Origin of the sequence: Metabacillus herbersteinensis, assembly GCF_042433335.1 — a bacterium.
GTDB classification, from domain to species: Bacteria; Bacillota; Bacilli; order Bacillales; family Bacillaceae; genus Metabacillus; species Metabacillus herbersteinensis.
Genome location: NZ_JBHLVO010000017.1, coordinates 13,187 through 29,287 on the forward strand (window position 1 = coordinate 13,187; position 16,101 = coordinate 29,287).

At 37.7% G+C, this 16,101-nt stretch carries 13 protein-coding genes and 1 pseudogene; 6 read left to right on the plus strand and 8 right to left on the minus strand.

The window, feature by feature from the left end; translation table 11 throughout:
- The first annotated feature begins 178 nt into the window (after positions 1–178).
- Genes ACFFIX_RS17275 through ACFFIX_RS17295 form a run of 5 tightly spaced genes read left to right on the plus strand, consistent with a single transcriptional unit; the run spans position 179 to position 4,718 of the window.
- A complete protein-coding gene (locus ACFFIX_RS17275) occupies positions 179–1,147 on the plus strand; it encodes a GNAT family N-acetyltransferase (RefSeq protein ID WP_378936186.1) in 969 nt (322 codons plus the stop codon).
- Between the two features lie 15 nt (positions 1,148–1,162).
- Entirely contained in the window at positions 1,163–2,122 is a 960-nt protein-coding gene (locus ACFFIX_RS17280) for a CgeB family protein (protein WP_378936188.1), read from the plus strand.
- Between the two features lie 19 nt (positions 2,123–2,141).
- A complete protein-coding gene (locus tag ACFFIX_RS17285; protein ID WP_378936190.1) occupies positions 2,142–2,993 on the plus strand; it encodes a UDP-3-O-acyl-N-acetylglucosamine deacetylase in 852 nt (283 codons plus the stop codon).
- The gene (locus ACFFIX_RS17290) at positions 2,990–3,679 is read left to right on the plus strand and encodes a WbqC family protein (protein WP_378936192.1); all 690 of its coding nucleotides are present in this window, start codon (positions 2,990–2,992) and stop codon (positions 3,677–3,679) included. Before ACFFIX_RS17285 ends, ACFFIX_RS17290 begins: the two co-directional genes overlap by 4 nt.
- Complete coding sequence (locus ACFFIX_RS17295) at positions 3,672–4,718, plus strand: ATP-grasp domain-containing protein (protein WP_378936194.1); 1,047 nt, start codon at positions 3,672–3,674, stop codon at positions 4,716–4,718. The genes ACFFIX_RS17290 and ACFFIX_RS17295 overlap by 8 nt, the downstream gene beginning before the upstream one ends.
- 237 nt (positions 4,719–4,955) lie before the next feature.
- Here the strand turns inward: ACFFIX_RS17295 and ACFFIX_RS17300 are convergent, their stop codons facing one another.
- The 5 genes and pseudogenes from ACFFIX_RS17300 to ACFFIX_RS17320 all read right to left on the minus strand — a co-directional run.
- Positions 4,956–6,047 (minus strand): ABC transporter permease, encoded by a 1,092-nt coding sequence (locus ACFFIX_RS17300; RefSeq protein ID WP_378936196.1) that lies wholly within the window; start codon positions 6,045–6,047, stop codon positions 4,956–4,958.
- Positions 6,044–6,979, minus strand: a complete 936-nt coding sequence (locus ACFFIX_RS17305; protein ID WP_378936198.1) for an ABC transporter ATP-binding protein — start codon at positions 6,977–6,979, stop codon at positions 6,044–6,046. Before ACFFIX_RS17305 ends, ACFFIX_RS17300 begins: the two co-directional genes overlap by 4 nt.
- A 122-nt stretch (positions 6,980–7,101) precedes the next feature.
- Complete coding sequence (locus ACFFIX_RS17310; protein WP_378936200.1) at positions 7,102–7,665, minus strand: Uma2 family endonuclease; 564 nt, start codon at positions 7,663–7,665, stop codon at positions 7,102–7,104.
- A gap of 124 nt (positions 7,666–7,789) precedes the next feature.
- Positions 7,790–8,542: an AAA family ATPase gene (locus tag ACFFIX_RS17315; protein WP_378936298.1), complete on the minus strand. Its 753-nt coding sequence runs from the start codon at positions 8,540–8,542 to the stop codon at positions 7,790–7,792.
- Positions 8,543–8,705: 163 nt separating this feature from the next.
- A pseudogene (locus ACFFIX_RS17320) lies at positions 8,706–9,143 on the minus strand (MFS transporter); the annotation flags it as partial.
- A gap of 213 nt (positions 9,144–9,356) precedes the next feature.
- Here ACFFIX_RS17320 and ACFFIX_RS17325 point away from each other — a divergent pair.
- Positions 9,357–10,436, plus strand: coding sequence for an iron-containing alcohol dehydrogenase family protein (locus tag ACFFIX_RS17325; RefSeq protein WP_378936202.1), 1,080 nt, complete (start codon positions 9,357–9,359; stop codon positions 10,434–10,436).
- A gap of 442 nt (positions 10,437–10,878) precedes the next feature.
- Here the strand turns inward: ACFFIX_RS17325 and ACFFIX_RS17330 are convergent, their stop codons facing one another.
- The 3 genes from ACFFIX_RS17330 to ACFFIX_RS17340 are packed head-to-tail and all read right to left on the minus strand — an operon-like array spanning position 10,879 to position 15,141.
- Positions 10,879–12,366 (minus strand): glycoside hydrolase family 1 protein, encoded by a 1,488-nt coding sequence (locus tag ACFFIX_RS17330; protein WP_378936204.1) that lies wholly within the window; start codon positions 12,364–12,366, stop codon positions 10,879–10,881.
- Positions 12,367–12,383: 17 nt separating this feature from the next.
- Complete coding sequence (licT, locus tag ACFFIX_RS17335) at positions 12,384–13,226, minus strand: BglG family transcription antiterminator LicT (protein WP_378936206.1); 843 nt, start codon at positions 13,224–13,226, stop codon at positions 12,384–12,386.
- A 37-nt stretch (positions 13,227–13,263) separates the two neighbouring features.
- Entirely contained in the window at positions 13,264–15,141 is a 1,878-nt protein-coding gene (locus ACFFIX_RS17340; RefSeq protein WP_378936208.1) for a beta-glucoside-specific PTS transporter subunit IIABC, read from the minus strand.
- Between the last annotated feature and the right edge of the window lie 960 nt (positions 15,142–16,101).

Here is a 16,101-nt window from a genome sequence, read left to right on the forward strand (position 1 = left end):
GCTAAAATATGAATCAGCATTCTTCAAGGTGAGCAAAATCCCAAAAATAGACGATTGTCTTTTATTTATATCTGTCACTGAGGGATAACCCCTTGAATAGAATAACCTATCATTTTTGAACTATTTTTTAGTAATTATATATATTAATTCAAAATTTCAGATGAATTGGTGATACAAAGTGAAAATAAAAACATATACAAATGATTACGAATCCCATTGGGATGACTTTGTCCAAAATTCAAGAAATGGTACCTTTATGCAGCAACGTAAATTTCTAAATTATCATTTTCCAGAAAAATTTCAAGATTGTTCCTTAATTGTATATGACGACCAAAACAAATTAACCGCAGTAATTCCTGCTGCAATAAAGAAAGAAGGAGAAGACTGTATTTTTTGTTCTTATCCAGGTGCATCACACGGAGGAATTATCATTAATCAAAAGTTCAATTCGTCAAAGGCTTTAGTGCTTATCCCACTGCTAATAGACTATTGCCGTTCCCTTGGATTTAAAGCAATCGAAATGAAAATGGTCCCTCGTATCTACCATTTGTGGACGTCGGATGAGATCGATTTTTCCTTAAGACACAATGGATTTTCACCTGACATAACAGAGTTAGCAACAGCACTGTCACTCAAAGAGATAGACAAAGCAGACAGCTGCATGGAGAAACATGCGATTAGGAATCGAAATAAAGCAATAAATTCGGGAGTAACCGTAAAGGAAAGTAACGATTATGAGAATTTTTGTAATATATTGGAATACAATCTCAAAGAAAGACATAATACAATCCCCACTCACTCTTACTCAGAATTGCTTGATTTGAAACAAAGATATCCTGATCAAATTAAACTGTTTTCTTCCTTTTACGAAGGGAAAATGATTGCCGGAGTACTAGTGTTTATCCTTAACAGTCGAGTTATCAATTGTTTTTATATTTGTCATCGTGATGAATATCAACATGTAAGACCTTTAAATTTAGTCTTCAGTCATCTTATAACTTGGGGAATGAAGGAAGGGTTTCACTATATCGATTGGGGCATTTCTACTGAAAACAAAGGAAAAGTGGTGAATACCGGTTTGATCAAGTTTAAAGAAGGTTTTGGAGGACGAGGAATTTTACGTGAAACCTACAGATTAACTTTATGAAATCGGGTGATTAAAATGAAAATTCTTTTTATTGAAGCAGCAAAACAATACCTACTGGGACTGCCATACGGATTTTACCAAGCGGGCTGTTATGTCAAGAGAATGACGGATATCCAAGAAGAAGAGCTGAAGAAGGTGTTACAGGAATTTCAGCCCGATTTGGTGGTAACCGCCGGATGGACAAAAATCCATACATTAGAAAAGCTGCAGATCCTTAGACGGCTTCTAAGGAAGTCTAAAGTGAAACATGCTTATTGGGCAACAGAGGATCCTCGTTGGAGAGATGAATGGACTCATTTTTATATTGAAACCACCCGTCCGGATTATGTCTTTACCATTGACCGTGCTTCTATTCCCTTTTATAAGGAGTTAGGATTTTCAGCCCACTACCTTCCTTGGGCTTGTAACCCTTATTTTCACAAGCCAGGCAAGCAGCAGGATCAATACACTTGTGACATTGCTGTTGTAGCTAGTGCCGGAGTGAAGTGGAAGGACTTCCGCAAAAATAGTGTACAGATTCTATTAAAACCTCTAATAGAAAACGGATTTGACGTGAAAATATGGGGGAAACGATGGGATTATCTCAATTCTAACCTTGTCGGCTTTGACGTCCCCTCTACATTCTTGCGGAACAAACTTTCCTATTTAGAAACAAACAATGTATATAGCTCAGCAAAAATTGTTCTCGGAATTCAAAATACATTAACGGAATTAACCTCACGAACGTATGAAGTTCTGGCTGCCCGAGGATTTCTGCTTGCGCCATGTACCCCAGCGGTAAAAGAAACGTTTACTCCTGGAAAGCATCTTGCTTGTTCCAGTTCACCTAAAGAAACGATTAAATTAATTGATTATTATCTAAAAAATGAGAATGCAAGGAAAAAAATCGCTCTAGCAGGTCAAAAGGAAGTCTACAAGAATCATACCTACAGACACCGTGCTGTAGAAATATTAAAGGTTGTGAGTAAATCATAAATATAAGGTTGGGATCGCCATGCAAAAATCGATAACACACTCCGTCCCATGCAGCGGAATATCTATAACGGGCCAACACAAGACGACGGTCACCCTATTTCCTGCGCCTCCTGATACCGGTATTGTTTTTGTACGTGATGATCTGCCCGGGAAACCGCAAGTAGAATGTAAGACCAAGTACGCCCGAACTGATTCTCGGTGGACCTCCCTAGTGAAAAATAATATTCATATTGAACATACAGAACACATTTTAGCTGCTATCACTGGTTTAGGCATTGATAATATAAAAATCCACATGGACAGTTCACACATTCCTGTAGTCAGTCAATTTAGCAGTGCCTCTTTTGTGAATGCCTTGTTACAAGCTGAACCCGTATTGCAGCATATACCAAAAAGGTATCTAACTGTAACTGAGCCAAAATGGGTCTTTGACTCCTTCACCTATCAAGGTGAACGCTACGACAGCATTTTAATGGCTTTACCTAATCGGCAACCTATGTTTACTTATTTGCTTGAATATCCAGGTAACCAACTCCCAACCCAACTAGCCAATTACAAACACACAACGGACTTAGCCTTTGCTTCAGAGCTGTCAGAAGCAAGGTCATATATCATAGATTATGAATATGATCAGGTAGCTAAATTAATCGGCAGTTCCATCGATCAATGTCTTGTGTTTTCCAATGGAACGGCCAATAAGCTTAGGTGGGATAATGAGCCAGCAAGACATAAATTAGTGGATTTGATAGGAGATCTTACCACTATTGGTATACCAGTTCAAGGGCATTTTATTGGAATTCGAACAGGACATAAAACGAACATTATGATGGCAAAAAAATTATTTGAAGGATTCGGTGGTGATGTCCGATGATCATTGCTATTCATCAACCTAACTACCTACCTTGGTGTGGGTATTTCCACAAAATGTTGTCTTGTGATTTGTTTGTAATCCTTGATGATGTTACTTATTCAAAAACAGCCATTACGAATAAAAACAAAATAAAAAGTCCAGATGGACCTAGATTGTTAACTGTCCCAATAGGTCAAAAAAAAGGCCTAATCAAAGATGTGACAATATTTGACGATAGTAAATGGACCCAAAAGCATTGGGGTTCGATCCAAAGATGCTATGCACGGGCCCCTTTTTGGAAACAATATGAACAGTTTTTTTTGCCCGTTTATCAAAATCCAGATGAAAAATTGGTTGATTTTAACTTGCGGCTTATCGAAGTAGTACGCATTCTACTAGAAATAAAAACTCCTATTATACGTTCTTCAGAAATTGAAGGGACAGCAGGGATAAAAGGGGATAAAATCATTAGTATCTGCAAAGCTTTACAAGCAACCACTTATTTATCAGGGACTGGTGCCATATCATATAATGATGAAAATGAATTTAAAAGAAATCAAATTCGCTTGGAATACCAGAAATTTGACCATCTCGAATACCCACAGCTATGGGGTGATTTTATATCACATATGTCTATTATTGATTTACTTTTTAATTGTGGACCCAAGAGTAAAGAATTTTTACCTAAACAGGTGATTTATGAATAAATTGAATGTACTTATAACCGGATCTGGATCGCTCTATGGTGTAGCTGTTATTCAGTCCCTCTTAAAATCTAAGTTAAACGTTAAGCTGGTGGCTACTGATACTCGTCCCCATACGCTGGGACTCCACCTTGCCCACCGTGCATACATTATTCCACCTGTAAGGGAGGAACAGTCTTATTTAAAAAGATTGCTAGAAATCATAAGAAAAGAAAAAATACATGCAAATTTTATCGCCTCTGCACAAGAACTTCCCTTTTACAGCCACTATAAAACAATGATTGAAGACGAAACTGGAGCTAAGGTATTCACTAACACAGCAAAGGTATTTTCAATTTGTAGTGATAAATGGAATACGATAAATTTTCTCAAAGAACATCATTTCCCTTATCCAAATACGATTCGCTATCCGGAAGATAAAGAACAGATTGATAATTTTCTTAAAAAAGTGGGCTTCCCTATCTTTGTTAAACCGAGGTGGGGCCAGGGTTCAGAAGATATCCATATAGTTCAGGATTTAAGTTCCCTTAGGCAAGTTCTTTCCCAAAAAAAAGATATGGTTCTGCAGCAATATCTTCCTGGAGATCATGAGGAATTTACTGTGGGAATTTGTAGCGGAGCAGATGGAAAAATATTATCCGCGATTGCGTTAAACAGGCAGTTACAGGATGGCATCACGATGGTTGCAACGTCTAATCCAGCGTCTATTCACTATAAGGATATTACAGAGTACTGTAAGCAAGTCACTAAGACCCTGAAACCTTACGGTCCATGCAATTTTCAACTTCGCCTTTGGAAAGGGAAAGCCTATATTTTTGAAATTAATCCCAGGTTTAGTAGTACAACCGGAATACGCACACTTTTAGGTGTCAATGAGCCTGAAATCCTATTACGTGCTGAACTGTTACAAGAAAAAATCCAAGACTTAAAAATACTAAAATCGAGCGTTATCCGGCAATACACAGACTACTTGGTTCCGACTGAACAACTAGTGAAATTAGAAAGAGAAAGCTTCCTTTCTAAAGATGAAAAAGTGGAATAAGCGCGCTAAATGCCTCTTGACTATAAAATAGCCCTGACCAATTAATGGTCTGAGCTATTTTCATCAATCTCTTCACCAAAACTTTAAATACATTTATTGGAGGGCGTATTACGGGACTGATTCCCGATTAAAAAAGTGCCACTGTCACCACTCGGAATTTGTCGAAATTCACCGACATACTTCGGGCGGTGCCAGGCACTGGCTATCAAAGTGTAATAGCAGACACTTTTTATTAAACTACTCCCATTTAAAAACATAGCTTGCAATGGCAAACCCCCCGATTAGCCAGCATGATAGGATAAGAGTTTCCCATCCGAGTGCTAAAAATGGGGTTCCAATATTCATCGTTTCCCTTAGTGCGGTGCTTAAATGAGCAATTGGTAGTATTTTCACAAAAGGCTGTAACATCTCAGGCATATTACTTATTGGAAAGAAAACTCCACCTAAAAATAACATTGGAAACGTGGCAAATCCAGCTATTGGTCCAGCACTTTCTGGATTTTTTGCGATACCAGCTATAATGAATCCAAGTGCCATAAATGCTAGAGTTCCAAGAACAACAAAGAAAATGAGAGCTAACCAGGATCCAGTTACTTCTACACCAAATACAAGATTTGCGATTAACAATACAAGTAAGGCTTGGCTTCCGTTGAGAAACAGCCGAGCTGTTATTTGAGCAGCAATAAAGGTAGAGGCTTTTAGTGTTGTTCCTTGCATTCTTCTTAAAATACCTCGTTCACGCCATGCAGCTATCTGTCCAGCAACACCGTTCATATTGTTACTCATGATCATCATCGCCACTATACCAGGTACAAGAAAGTCTACATAACGAATGGTAAGTGCTTCGATACCGATTGATTCAATGGTGACGATAGGTTCATAGCTAACTAGGCTTTTACTATATTGATCGACCATCCCGGTTATTACGGTCAAACCAAGCTCAGCTGCTGCTATATTTGTTTCATTGTAGTAAACAGGAAGTGAAAGGGGTGCTTCCTCGGCTTCGATTCCAGCACTATATCCTTTTGGAATTTGTAGCAAAAGTGGAATATCACCATTTTTCACAGCGGCTTTCCCATCCTCTAGGCTATCGTAATACTCGACCTCTATGCCTTCTTTTTGTTTAAACAAATCTTCAAGTTGCAAGGAAGTATCAGATCTGTCATTATTTACAATTCCTACATTCAATGATAAGTTACTGTCTCCACCGGCAAATGTACCTAATGCTAGCATTAAGATAACAGGGAAAAGTAAGGTAAAGAATAGAACTTGTTTATTTCTCGAAAAGATGCGTAATTGTGCTAGTGTTAATTGCAAGTAGGCTCTCATGATTCTCGCAAGCTCCTTCCTGTCATATGAATAAATACATCCTCTAGGGTAGCAGAACGGGTTTGGAGCTCTTCAATGGTGACGTTGTGAAGAGAAGTATAGTGAATTAAAGCTGTTAATGATTTCTGTAGTTCGTCTGTATACAACTGAACTAATTTGTCGCGAATCCCTACTTCCTTAACCCCATCCAACTCCAAAAAAGATTCTTTCTCTGGTGGATTTGTTACATGGAATTCAATGGTACTGCTAGATTGAAGTTGTTTAACTAGATTACTAGGTGTATCTAGTGCAATTAGCTCCCCACGGTCCATGATACCTATGCGGTCACATAAAACATGGGCCTCATCCATGTAATGAGTGGATAGGATCACTGTTTTTCCGCGTTCTTTTAACCGCAGAACAATATCCCACAACGTTCGACGCGCCTGTGGGTCTAATCCTGTCGTAGGTTCGTCTAGGAACACTACTTTTGGATCGTGAATAAGGGCTAAGGCAATGGCTAAACGTTGCTTCTGCCCACCCGATAAGCCTTTAACTCGATCCTTACGTTTTTCGGTTAATAGCATATCTGAAACAAGCTGTTCAATGTTAATGTGATTAGGATAAAAGCTTGCGTATAAATGTAAGATTTCTTCCACTTTTAATAGTTCAAATAGTGAAGTCGATTGAAGCTGAACACCAATTACTTCCTTGACCTTGTTTATATCTTTTTTTATATCATATCCAGCCAATAAGGCTGTGCCCTCGTCAGGCTTACGAAGACCTACTAGCATTTCAATTGTAGTTGTCTTTCCGGCTCCATTTGGTCCAAGAAGTCCAAACACTTCCCCTTTTTGAACTGAAAATTCAACGCCATTCACAGCTGTAAAGTTTCCATATCTTTTAACAAGACCTTGTACCTGAACCATGCTTTCTTGAGTCAAGTTAACCATCCTCACTTTACAATATTAAAGAAGAAACAGCCCTAATAAGACTGTTTCTTACCTATGCTCATTATAATCGATGATAATCTGCTCGCCAATTTTTTAAGGACAATAACTAAGGCTTTTCACACTTAGTTAAAAACGTACTCTAATTCCACATCAAAACCCTTTAAAAAATTCGACTTTATCTTGCCTGTTCGTGTCTTAATATCAAATTGTTCATACATTCCTTCTGCATTCAAAAAATAAACAGTAATTGAATCTAACATCGGGTTTACAATCCAATATTCTTTTACTCCATAGTTCATGTAAAGATTAAGTTTTGTAATGAGATCATGAGATTGATTAGATGGATTAAGGATCTCTACAATTAAATTAGGAACACCAACATACTTCGCTTCATTAAAACCACTCTTTTGACAAATAATGCTGATATCAGGAATAATAATTTTATTTCCCTCTATCCCATCTTTCGTCAATTCCACATCATAAGGTGCAGCAAAAATTTCACAGTCTCCACCAATTAAGTAATTCCCAAATTTTAAATGAAGTCGACCTGATACTCTTTGATGCTTTGTTGATGGAGATGGGGACATGAATACTGTGCCATCAATATACTCATATAAATTGTCATTCGTTTCTCTAATCTCGAAAAATTTTGCTAATGGCACAAAGGAATCTTTTGATAATGACACTCCAAATCACCTCATTTACAAATCATATTATCATACCTATGGTATAGCATCACGAGTTGCAATCTTCATGGGACTTTTTCTGTGAGTAGACTGTACCAAGATTGGAGAAAAGTGTCTGGCACTATTATCGGAAAAGATGGTGCAGCAACCGATTTTTATTTTCAAAAAACTGTTTCATAATACAATAATGATTCGTGTCTTCCAATGTTGATTCACTCATTCCTTCTTCTGTAAGTTGGAGAATTTTCGCATTAGGGTAGGCCATAAGTATCGGTGAATGGGTCGAGATGATAAACTGTGATCCCTGATTAGCAAGATCATTGATTCTAGCTAACATTGACATTTGCCTTAATGGGGACAATGCTGCCTCAGGCTCATCTAGTATGTATAAGCCATTACCTTGAAAACGTTCGATAAATGCAGCGAAAAAGGATTCTCCATGGGATTGCTCGTGTAATGATTTCCCCCCAAAGGAATCGATAATCCTGGGTCCAGACAAAGGTTCCTTGTCCAAATTCTCTATATTGGTTGCTACATTATAAAACGTTTCTGCTCGAAAGAAGAAATGATCCTTTGCCCTGCTAACACCCTTTACTAAACGGATGAATTCGTCTAAATTCGAGTGAGAGTCATAACTAGTAAAGTTAAAATTTAACGTTCCACCTTCAGGATTAAATCCATAAGCAATCGCAATACCCTCTAGTAAAGTTGACTTTCCCATTCCGTTTTCACCAATAATATACGTAACATTAGGATGAAACTTCAATTCCTTAAAATTCCGAATCACTGGTAGATTGAGCGGAAAGTGATCATAAGAGGTTATTTGATCTCTTTTGATGTAGGCACTTCTAATGTATTGAGAATCTTGATCTAGCATTGCCAATTAAGTCATCACCTCGATTTCAGAATAAAACTTCTACTAATTACTACCATTTTATATGAACACAATGATTTCTTCCATAAAAAAAGTGCCCGCCACTGCTTGTCGTTTGTCGTGTATCATTCGACAAACTTTCAAGCAGTGACACAAGGCACGGTAACTATGACTTTCCTATTTCAATTAATACTTTATCTCGAACTAAGAAAATGGATAGCACTAAAATAAGTATCCCAGTTCCTACAAGTAGCCATTCTATTTTAATTACATCGGCGATTGGACCAAAAACAAGCATCCCCAATGGCATCATTGATGTTGAAATCATTCCAAATACACCAAAGATTCTCCCAAGGTAATTTTCATCAACTTTCTCTTGCAATAAAACCATAGTTGGGGTATTAAAAATTGGCATTGCAATTCCAAACACAGCCATAAAAATTAGATACATCCAAAAGATAGGCACGATACCAAGTGCAAATGTACAAGCTCCCATTAAGAGACTAGCTAATGTCATCGTATGAACTTTGTTCTTGAAACCTCCCCAAGAAGCAATGATTCCTCCACCTGCCATCATTCCAATCGAAAAAGCGATTTCGATGGACACAAAAATCAGGGTTTTCTTGAAAACATCCTTAAATATATTTAAAATAAAACCCTTTTATTATAGACTGAATATTGTTAAAATAATATTGTATACTTAAATAATTTAAGGCGTGTTACTGGTTATGCAGGCAAGACCTAAGTTGAGTAGTATGTTTCATACTGCTCAATTTAGGTCTTTTTATTTTAATCATAAAAAAAGGAGTCAACATTCATGAGACCAGAGGATATTGTTAGAAGTGGACCAAATCAATATATCTGTAAAGAAGGAATTCTGAAAAACATCTCCAATTACTTAGATGGTTTTCATTCTCCAGTAGTGGTTACGGGACACAAATCGTATCAAGCATTTTTAAATTATACAAACTTACCTTCCCATGTTCAGGTCATTCAGCATGATGGATACAGCTCAGATACCGCTGTAAACAAAATTTCTAAAAGTGCTAGTCAGGCGGATGTAATTATTGGGATTGGCGGTGGAAAAATAATCGATACCGCCAAATCAGTTGCAGACCGGTTAAATGTTGAGGTCATCACGATTCCAACGGTTGCAAGCACATGTGCCGCCAGCACGCCTTTAAGTGTCATTTACGATGATAATGGTTCATTTATAAGAGTGGATTATCATAAACGTTCCAGCTATCTTACACTGGTAGATCCTGTATTCTTACTTTGCTCACCTGTTGATTATTTTAAAAGCGGCATCGGTGATACATTAGCCAAATGGTATGAAGCAGAAGCAGCCATACGAAACAACATTAACAAAAATATTTTCTCATTAATGGTACAAGTTGGATTGGAGCATTCTTCCTTCATAAAAGAAAAATTAATGGAAGAAAGTAAAAAGGCTATTCAGAACCTCGAAATGCGTACGAACTCTTCTTCATTTACAAAAGTATTAGAGGCGGTAATAACCTTAGCCGGAACAGTAGGTGGATATGGTGGCCGCTATGGCAGAATGGCAGGAGCCCATACTATTCATAATGGACTCAGCTTTATTGAAGAAACGCACAGCATTCTTCATGGCCAAAAGGTTGCATATGGGATTTTAGTCCAGCTAAACCTTGAAAACCGAACGGAGGAAGTACAGGAGCTCATTCCTTTTTACAAAGACCTAGGCTTCCCGATTAACTTAAAAGAATTAGGTATTACAAATAACCAAGAACAAGCCATGAAACTCATTGCTGCCCATGCGATTAAACCAGAAGAATCCCTTCAGTTAATGGGTTCATATAGTGAAAGGGACGTAATTGAGGCGATTAAACAAATAGAAAATCTAATTTTGGTAAAATAAGAATTTTATAGCTTCTTCTAACTAATTTCGGTAGGTAATCGTCCTGATTGGCTCCCCGTTTCTTTCTAGCAAATATCGGTCGCCAATAGCCCTAGCTGACGATGATTTACTCTATGAACAAAAGCGCAAGCGCCTTGGTCAGAGGAAGAAAGGCTAAATTCGCAACGTCCTGTTGCAACGCCTTTCTCACCTTCATCCTGAAGGCGTCCGACAAGCATAAGGCGATTCTAAATAGAAGGCGTTCTTTGCCTTCAATTTAGAATTGACTTATGACCTCGAGGGGCTAGGCGCTGGCAGTCAAAGACGCGACGTCAATCGCCATGACTGCACTAGCACGTCCTGTGCGTCGGAGCTGGATTCAGAAACGTTATCCAAAGTTCAAAAATTTTATAATTTCCTAAACAAAAAAGGGAGTGGAGGCTATCTCCACTCCCTTTTTATGTCAGCGTATTGCCGCTTCCTTTTCCTCTGCCAAGAGCCCATTATTTTCAATCACTTCTTTATACCAATAGAAGCTTTTTTTCGGTTTTCTTTCTAACGTTCCATTGCCATCGTTATCTTGGTCTACATAGATAAAACCATACCGTTTTTCCATTTCTGAGGATGAATAACTGATCAAATCAATAATCCCCCAGCTCGTGTAGCCAACTAACTTGACTCCATCCTCGATGGCTTCCAGCATTTGTTCCAGGTGCTGCTCGTGATAACTAATTCGGTAATCGTCTTGAATGCTACCATCTTCCTCGATCTTGTCATAGGCTCCCATTCCATTCTCAACAATAAATAACGGAACCTGATAACGGTCATATAATTCATTTAAAGAAATACGTAACCCAATCGGGTCGATTTGCCAGCCCCATTCATTTGTTTCCAAATAAGGGTTTTTCACCCCGCCAATTGTATTCCCACTAACTTTTTCCATTCCCTCGCTATTTTCACTAGCAACCAATGACATGTAGTAGCTAAAAGAAATAAAATCAGCGGTATGTGCTTTAAGCAGCTCGTCATCGCCCACTTGTTTTTCAATCTGAATTCCTTTTTCTTTAAACAAACGATTGATAAATCGTGGATACTCCCCGCGCACTTGAACATCAGTAAAGAAATGATTAAACTGATTGTTCTTGGAAGCCTTTAGGACATCTTTTGGGTTACAAGAATGAGGGTACGTCATTAATTTTGTCAGCATACAGCCTATTTTTGAACCCGGAACGAGTTCATGACAATATTTAACGGCTAATGCACTGGCAATAAATTGATGGTGCAAGGCCTGATACACGGTCTGTTCTACATTTTCAAAACGCTCAGGTACAATACCTCCGCTTGTAAACGGATGACGGACAATACTATCAATTTCATTAAAGGTGAGCCAATATTTCACCTTATCTTTATATCTAGTAAAAACGACTTTACTAAATTTCACGAAGAGATCAACCACGATCCGATTTGACCAGCCTCCGTATTGATTCACTAAATATAATGGCATTTCATAATGCGATAAGGTTACTATCGGTTCAATCCCATTTTTATGCATTTCGTCAAATAAACGGTCATAGAAGGCTAAACCTGCTTCATTAGGTTGTTCCTCATCCCCATTTGGAAAGATTCGAGTCCAAGCAATTGAGACACGTAATGTTTTCAATCCCATTTCTTTAAAAACCGCCATGTCTTCTGGATAACGATGATAAAAGTCAATCCCCCTACGCTTTGGGTAGTCCTCTGCGGTTTCTGTACTCATCGCCTTTTGGATTTGTTCTTCGTCCACTTTATTATGTTTTTTATAGTCAGCTTTGCTGACTCCCTTTTTGAATATGGCGACATCCGCTGTAGATAGACCTTTGCCGTCAACGTTCCAGGCACCTTCTACTTGATTTGCTGCAATGGCTCCGCCCCATAAAAAACCTTCTGGGAATTTTCTAATTTGGTTGGACATAGTTATCCTCCTGACTATTATGCATTGCCTCTTGAGACAACTCTGTTAATATGAATGATTAAATACATCTTTTCTTCATCCGAAATATCGTAATTAAAGTTCGTTTTAACATACTTTACAATTTTATCTACACACTTTCCTTCTACCGGATACTTCTTATTAATCTGGTCAAACAAATCATGGTCGGGTGTTCCCAACATCTTATTCTCCAGCAGCCGCTGGACAAAGAATTGTAGGTGTGTCAAAAAACGCGAATAATTAATCGTATCCGTTTGAATGTCAATCTTATAGTGAAACTTAATAATATTTAAAATATCCTTAACTGTATTGGTCATGAGCAGGATTTGATTCATATTATCATCCGTCTGCTGGGCATTCACTAAATGGAAAGCAATGTTTGCCGCTTCTTCTTCAGGCAATTGGATCCCTAGCTGCTTTTCAATAAAATCTAGCGCATACAAGCCAATGCTGAATTCTTCCGGATAAAATTTCTTTACTTCCCAAAGCATCCGATTTTGTATGGTTAAATTTTCATTAAATCGCTTAGTAGCCATGTAAAGGTGATCTGTTAAGGCAATATATAGGTGCTCATTTAAATGCTTGGCTAAACGGCCTTTCGCGTAAGAGATAATTTCGTCCGTGATCATCAAATATTCTTTCGGAGTTTCTTGCATTAATTCAACTAAATCATTCGATGTACTTTTATTCTCAGGGACGTAAATTTTTTCAATATCCGCATCGTTAATCGTGCTTCCTGGCTTATTCTTAAAACCAATGGCCTTCCCCATAACGATGACTTCCTTTTGATCATCTCGTTTCGCAAGAACAACACTTGTATTCAGCACTTTAATTATTTTCATCACAGTCTCACCTTTCCTGGTTACATCAAAACACTACTTATAAAACAGTTAGAAGCGGCAACGGCTGACCGCTAACAGGCTTTATCTTCTCGTCTTGGGGCAGAACTTCCAAATAATCTGCTGAATTCGTAATGATTACCGGTGTCGTTGTATCGTAACCAGCTTTTTGAATACTCTTTAAATCAAACTCAATCAATAGCTGTCCTTGTTTTACTTGATCACCTTTTTTTACACGAGAAATGAAATACTGTCCATTTAAATTCACCGTATCAATTCCAATGTGGATGAGTACCTCTACGCCAAGATTCGATTTTAAACCAATTGCATGATTCGTATGAAAAACCATTTCAACTGTTCCATCAAATGGAGCAACAACCTTACCCTCAGCAGGCTTAATCGCGATCCCTTTGCCCATTACTTCTTCTGAAAACACTTTATCGTTTACCTTTGTTAATGGTATAAGTTCCCCTTTAATCGGTGAATAGATCACTTTTCTTTCTACCTTAATTGCGGATTTAGCAGATTTAGTGTCAGCTTTTTCATTTTTCCCTGCAGCCTTTTCATCTTCAAAACCAATAACGTAAACGGCGATAAACGTAACCACCACAGAAATTAATGCTCCGATGACAGCGAACATAATATTCAATGAACCTTTTTCAACAAAAATTGGCATGGAAGCTACTCCAGGTCCTACCATCGCAAAAGCTTTAACATTCATAATACCCACAAATAATCCGGAGATACCTGCACCTATCATACAAGCAACTAGAGTTCTTTTTAATTTTAAATGTACACCGTATAATGCAGGTTCAGTTATACCAAACAAACCAGAAATACCACCTGATAGAGCAACTTGTTTCAGTTTAGGATCCTTTGTTTTAAAATAAACAGCTAATGAACCTGCACCTTGTGCATAGTTGGATGCTAACATTGCTGTAAGTACAAGCGTCTCATATCCAGGATTACTTAAAGCAGCGATAACAACCGGATAGAAAACCTTATGCATCCCAAACATCACGATAAGCGGCATAATGATGGCAAGAATCATAACAGCTGCCCAGCCAACAGTATCTTGGACCCATAATACGCCGTTCGCTAATCCTGCACCTAAATACATTCCAAGTGGGCCTAATACCGTTAAACCAATTGGAGCAACAATTAGAATGACAATTAATGGCTTCAAAAATACTTTTACAGGTCCCGGCGATACTTTATCAGCGAATTTTTCAATATAAGACATAAACCAGATAATTAAAATAATTGGAATTACGGAAGTCCCATAAGAAACAGCCATTACTGGTATCCCAGCGAATGAAATGGCCTCACCACTGTTAAACATAGTGGTTAAGTTAGGATGCAGCAACACTCCGGCTAAAGCAACCGATACCATCGGATTGGTACCAAATTTTTGCGCACTTGTGTAGGCAAGTAACACTGGCAAGAAGAAGAAAGCAGCATCAGAAATTACTTTGAGTAATAGATAAGTCTGACTGTCCTCTGCCATTAGGTTGAACATCGGCAGGAGAACCAGGAGCGCTTTCAACATTCCGCAAGCTGCAATCGCTGGAATAATGGGAGCAAAAATCCCAACGATTAAATTTGCAAAACGATTAAAATACCCCTTCAAACTTTTATCTGTTACCTCATTAATCGTTGAATTTCCGTCCGAAATGTCCGTTAGCTTAATAAATTCCTTGTAAACATGACCGACATCATTAAAAATGATAATTTGGTATTGACCAGCTGTGTTAGCTACTTTAATCACTCCTTCAAGATTGCTAACTTTCTCCGTGTCTGCTAAAGATGGATTCTTTAAAGTTAAACGTAACCGCGTTACACAGTGAATTGCATTTTGAACATTGCCGCTTCCCCCTACATTTTGAAGGATTGACTGTGCCAATTCTTTGTAATTCATCCTATTCCCCACTTTCTTTTGTTAAACAAGGACATGATGCCAACAAAAAAAGACCTGGATTGGTTGGGAAATAATAAATCTCCCATCCAATCTAGGTCTTGCCTGCCGAACAGTAACACGCCTTGTTGAATAAACCTATATTTAATTATTTTATCGAATTACATCGTTTCATGAAAACGCTTTAAACGCGTTTATAGAATTATAATAAAGTATTAGCTTAAGAAAAACAACCTTTTTTATTAGAACTTTAACAAAAACCTCATTTACTAATGATACTGTTCACCTTGATGTATCTAAATGAGGTTTTCAATTTAGCCATTAGAGCATTTCACCTGTATAGAAAGAACTAGCTAGTTGGTCATAGTCCTTAATTTCCTTCAATGTGATATTTGCATGTGAGCTTCATGCACCACTAAATTACTGTTTCACCGACATGAACTAAAATAGCAGGTTTGTCAGTAACATAAGCATAACCAAGTTCCCAGGCTGTTCCACTGTCTGAATAGTTGCCATGATAAAAGCCGTCTTTCAAAGTGGAAATGTGTATACCCCAAATGGGATAGTTGAGTTTTAGGAACCTGTCCTGATTCACTTCAAAGAACTCTATCCTCATTGTCCAATCATCATCCGCGGAGATAGTGGTTTTGCGTCTCCTGGATTAGGTTCTTCAAATGCCTGTAAAAAAGAGCGTAAACTAAAAAGAAAACCACAAAATGCACCAAGTTTTCAATATCCTTGTGATTTAGTGGTTTATTTTTGGGCTCTAAAGTAAATAAAGAATCAAATACTAACTCACTTCCTTCTATATATAATCAGAAACTACAGTCGGTTAAAGTAAAGAACTTTAATTTAACATAATATTAACCGCAACACAGAAACTCTGTGTTGCGGTTTTTTATTAGTAATATAACGTATGTTCGAAAATACCGAGATTCAAGATTAAAAGTAGATTTTATTGAA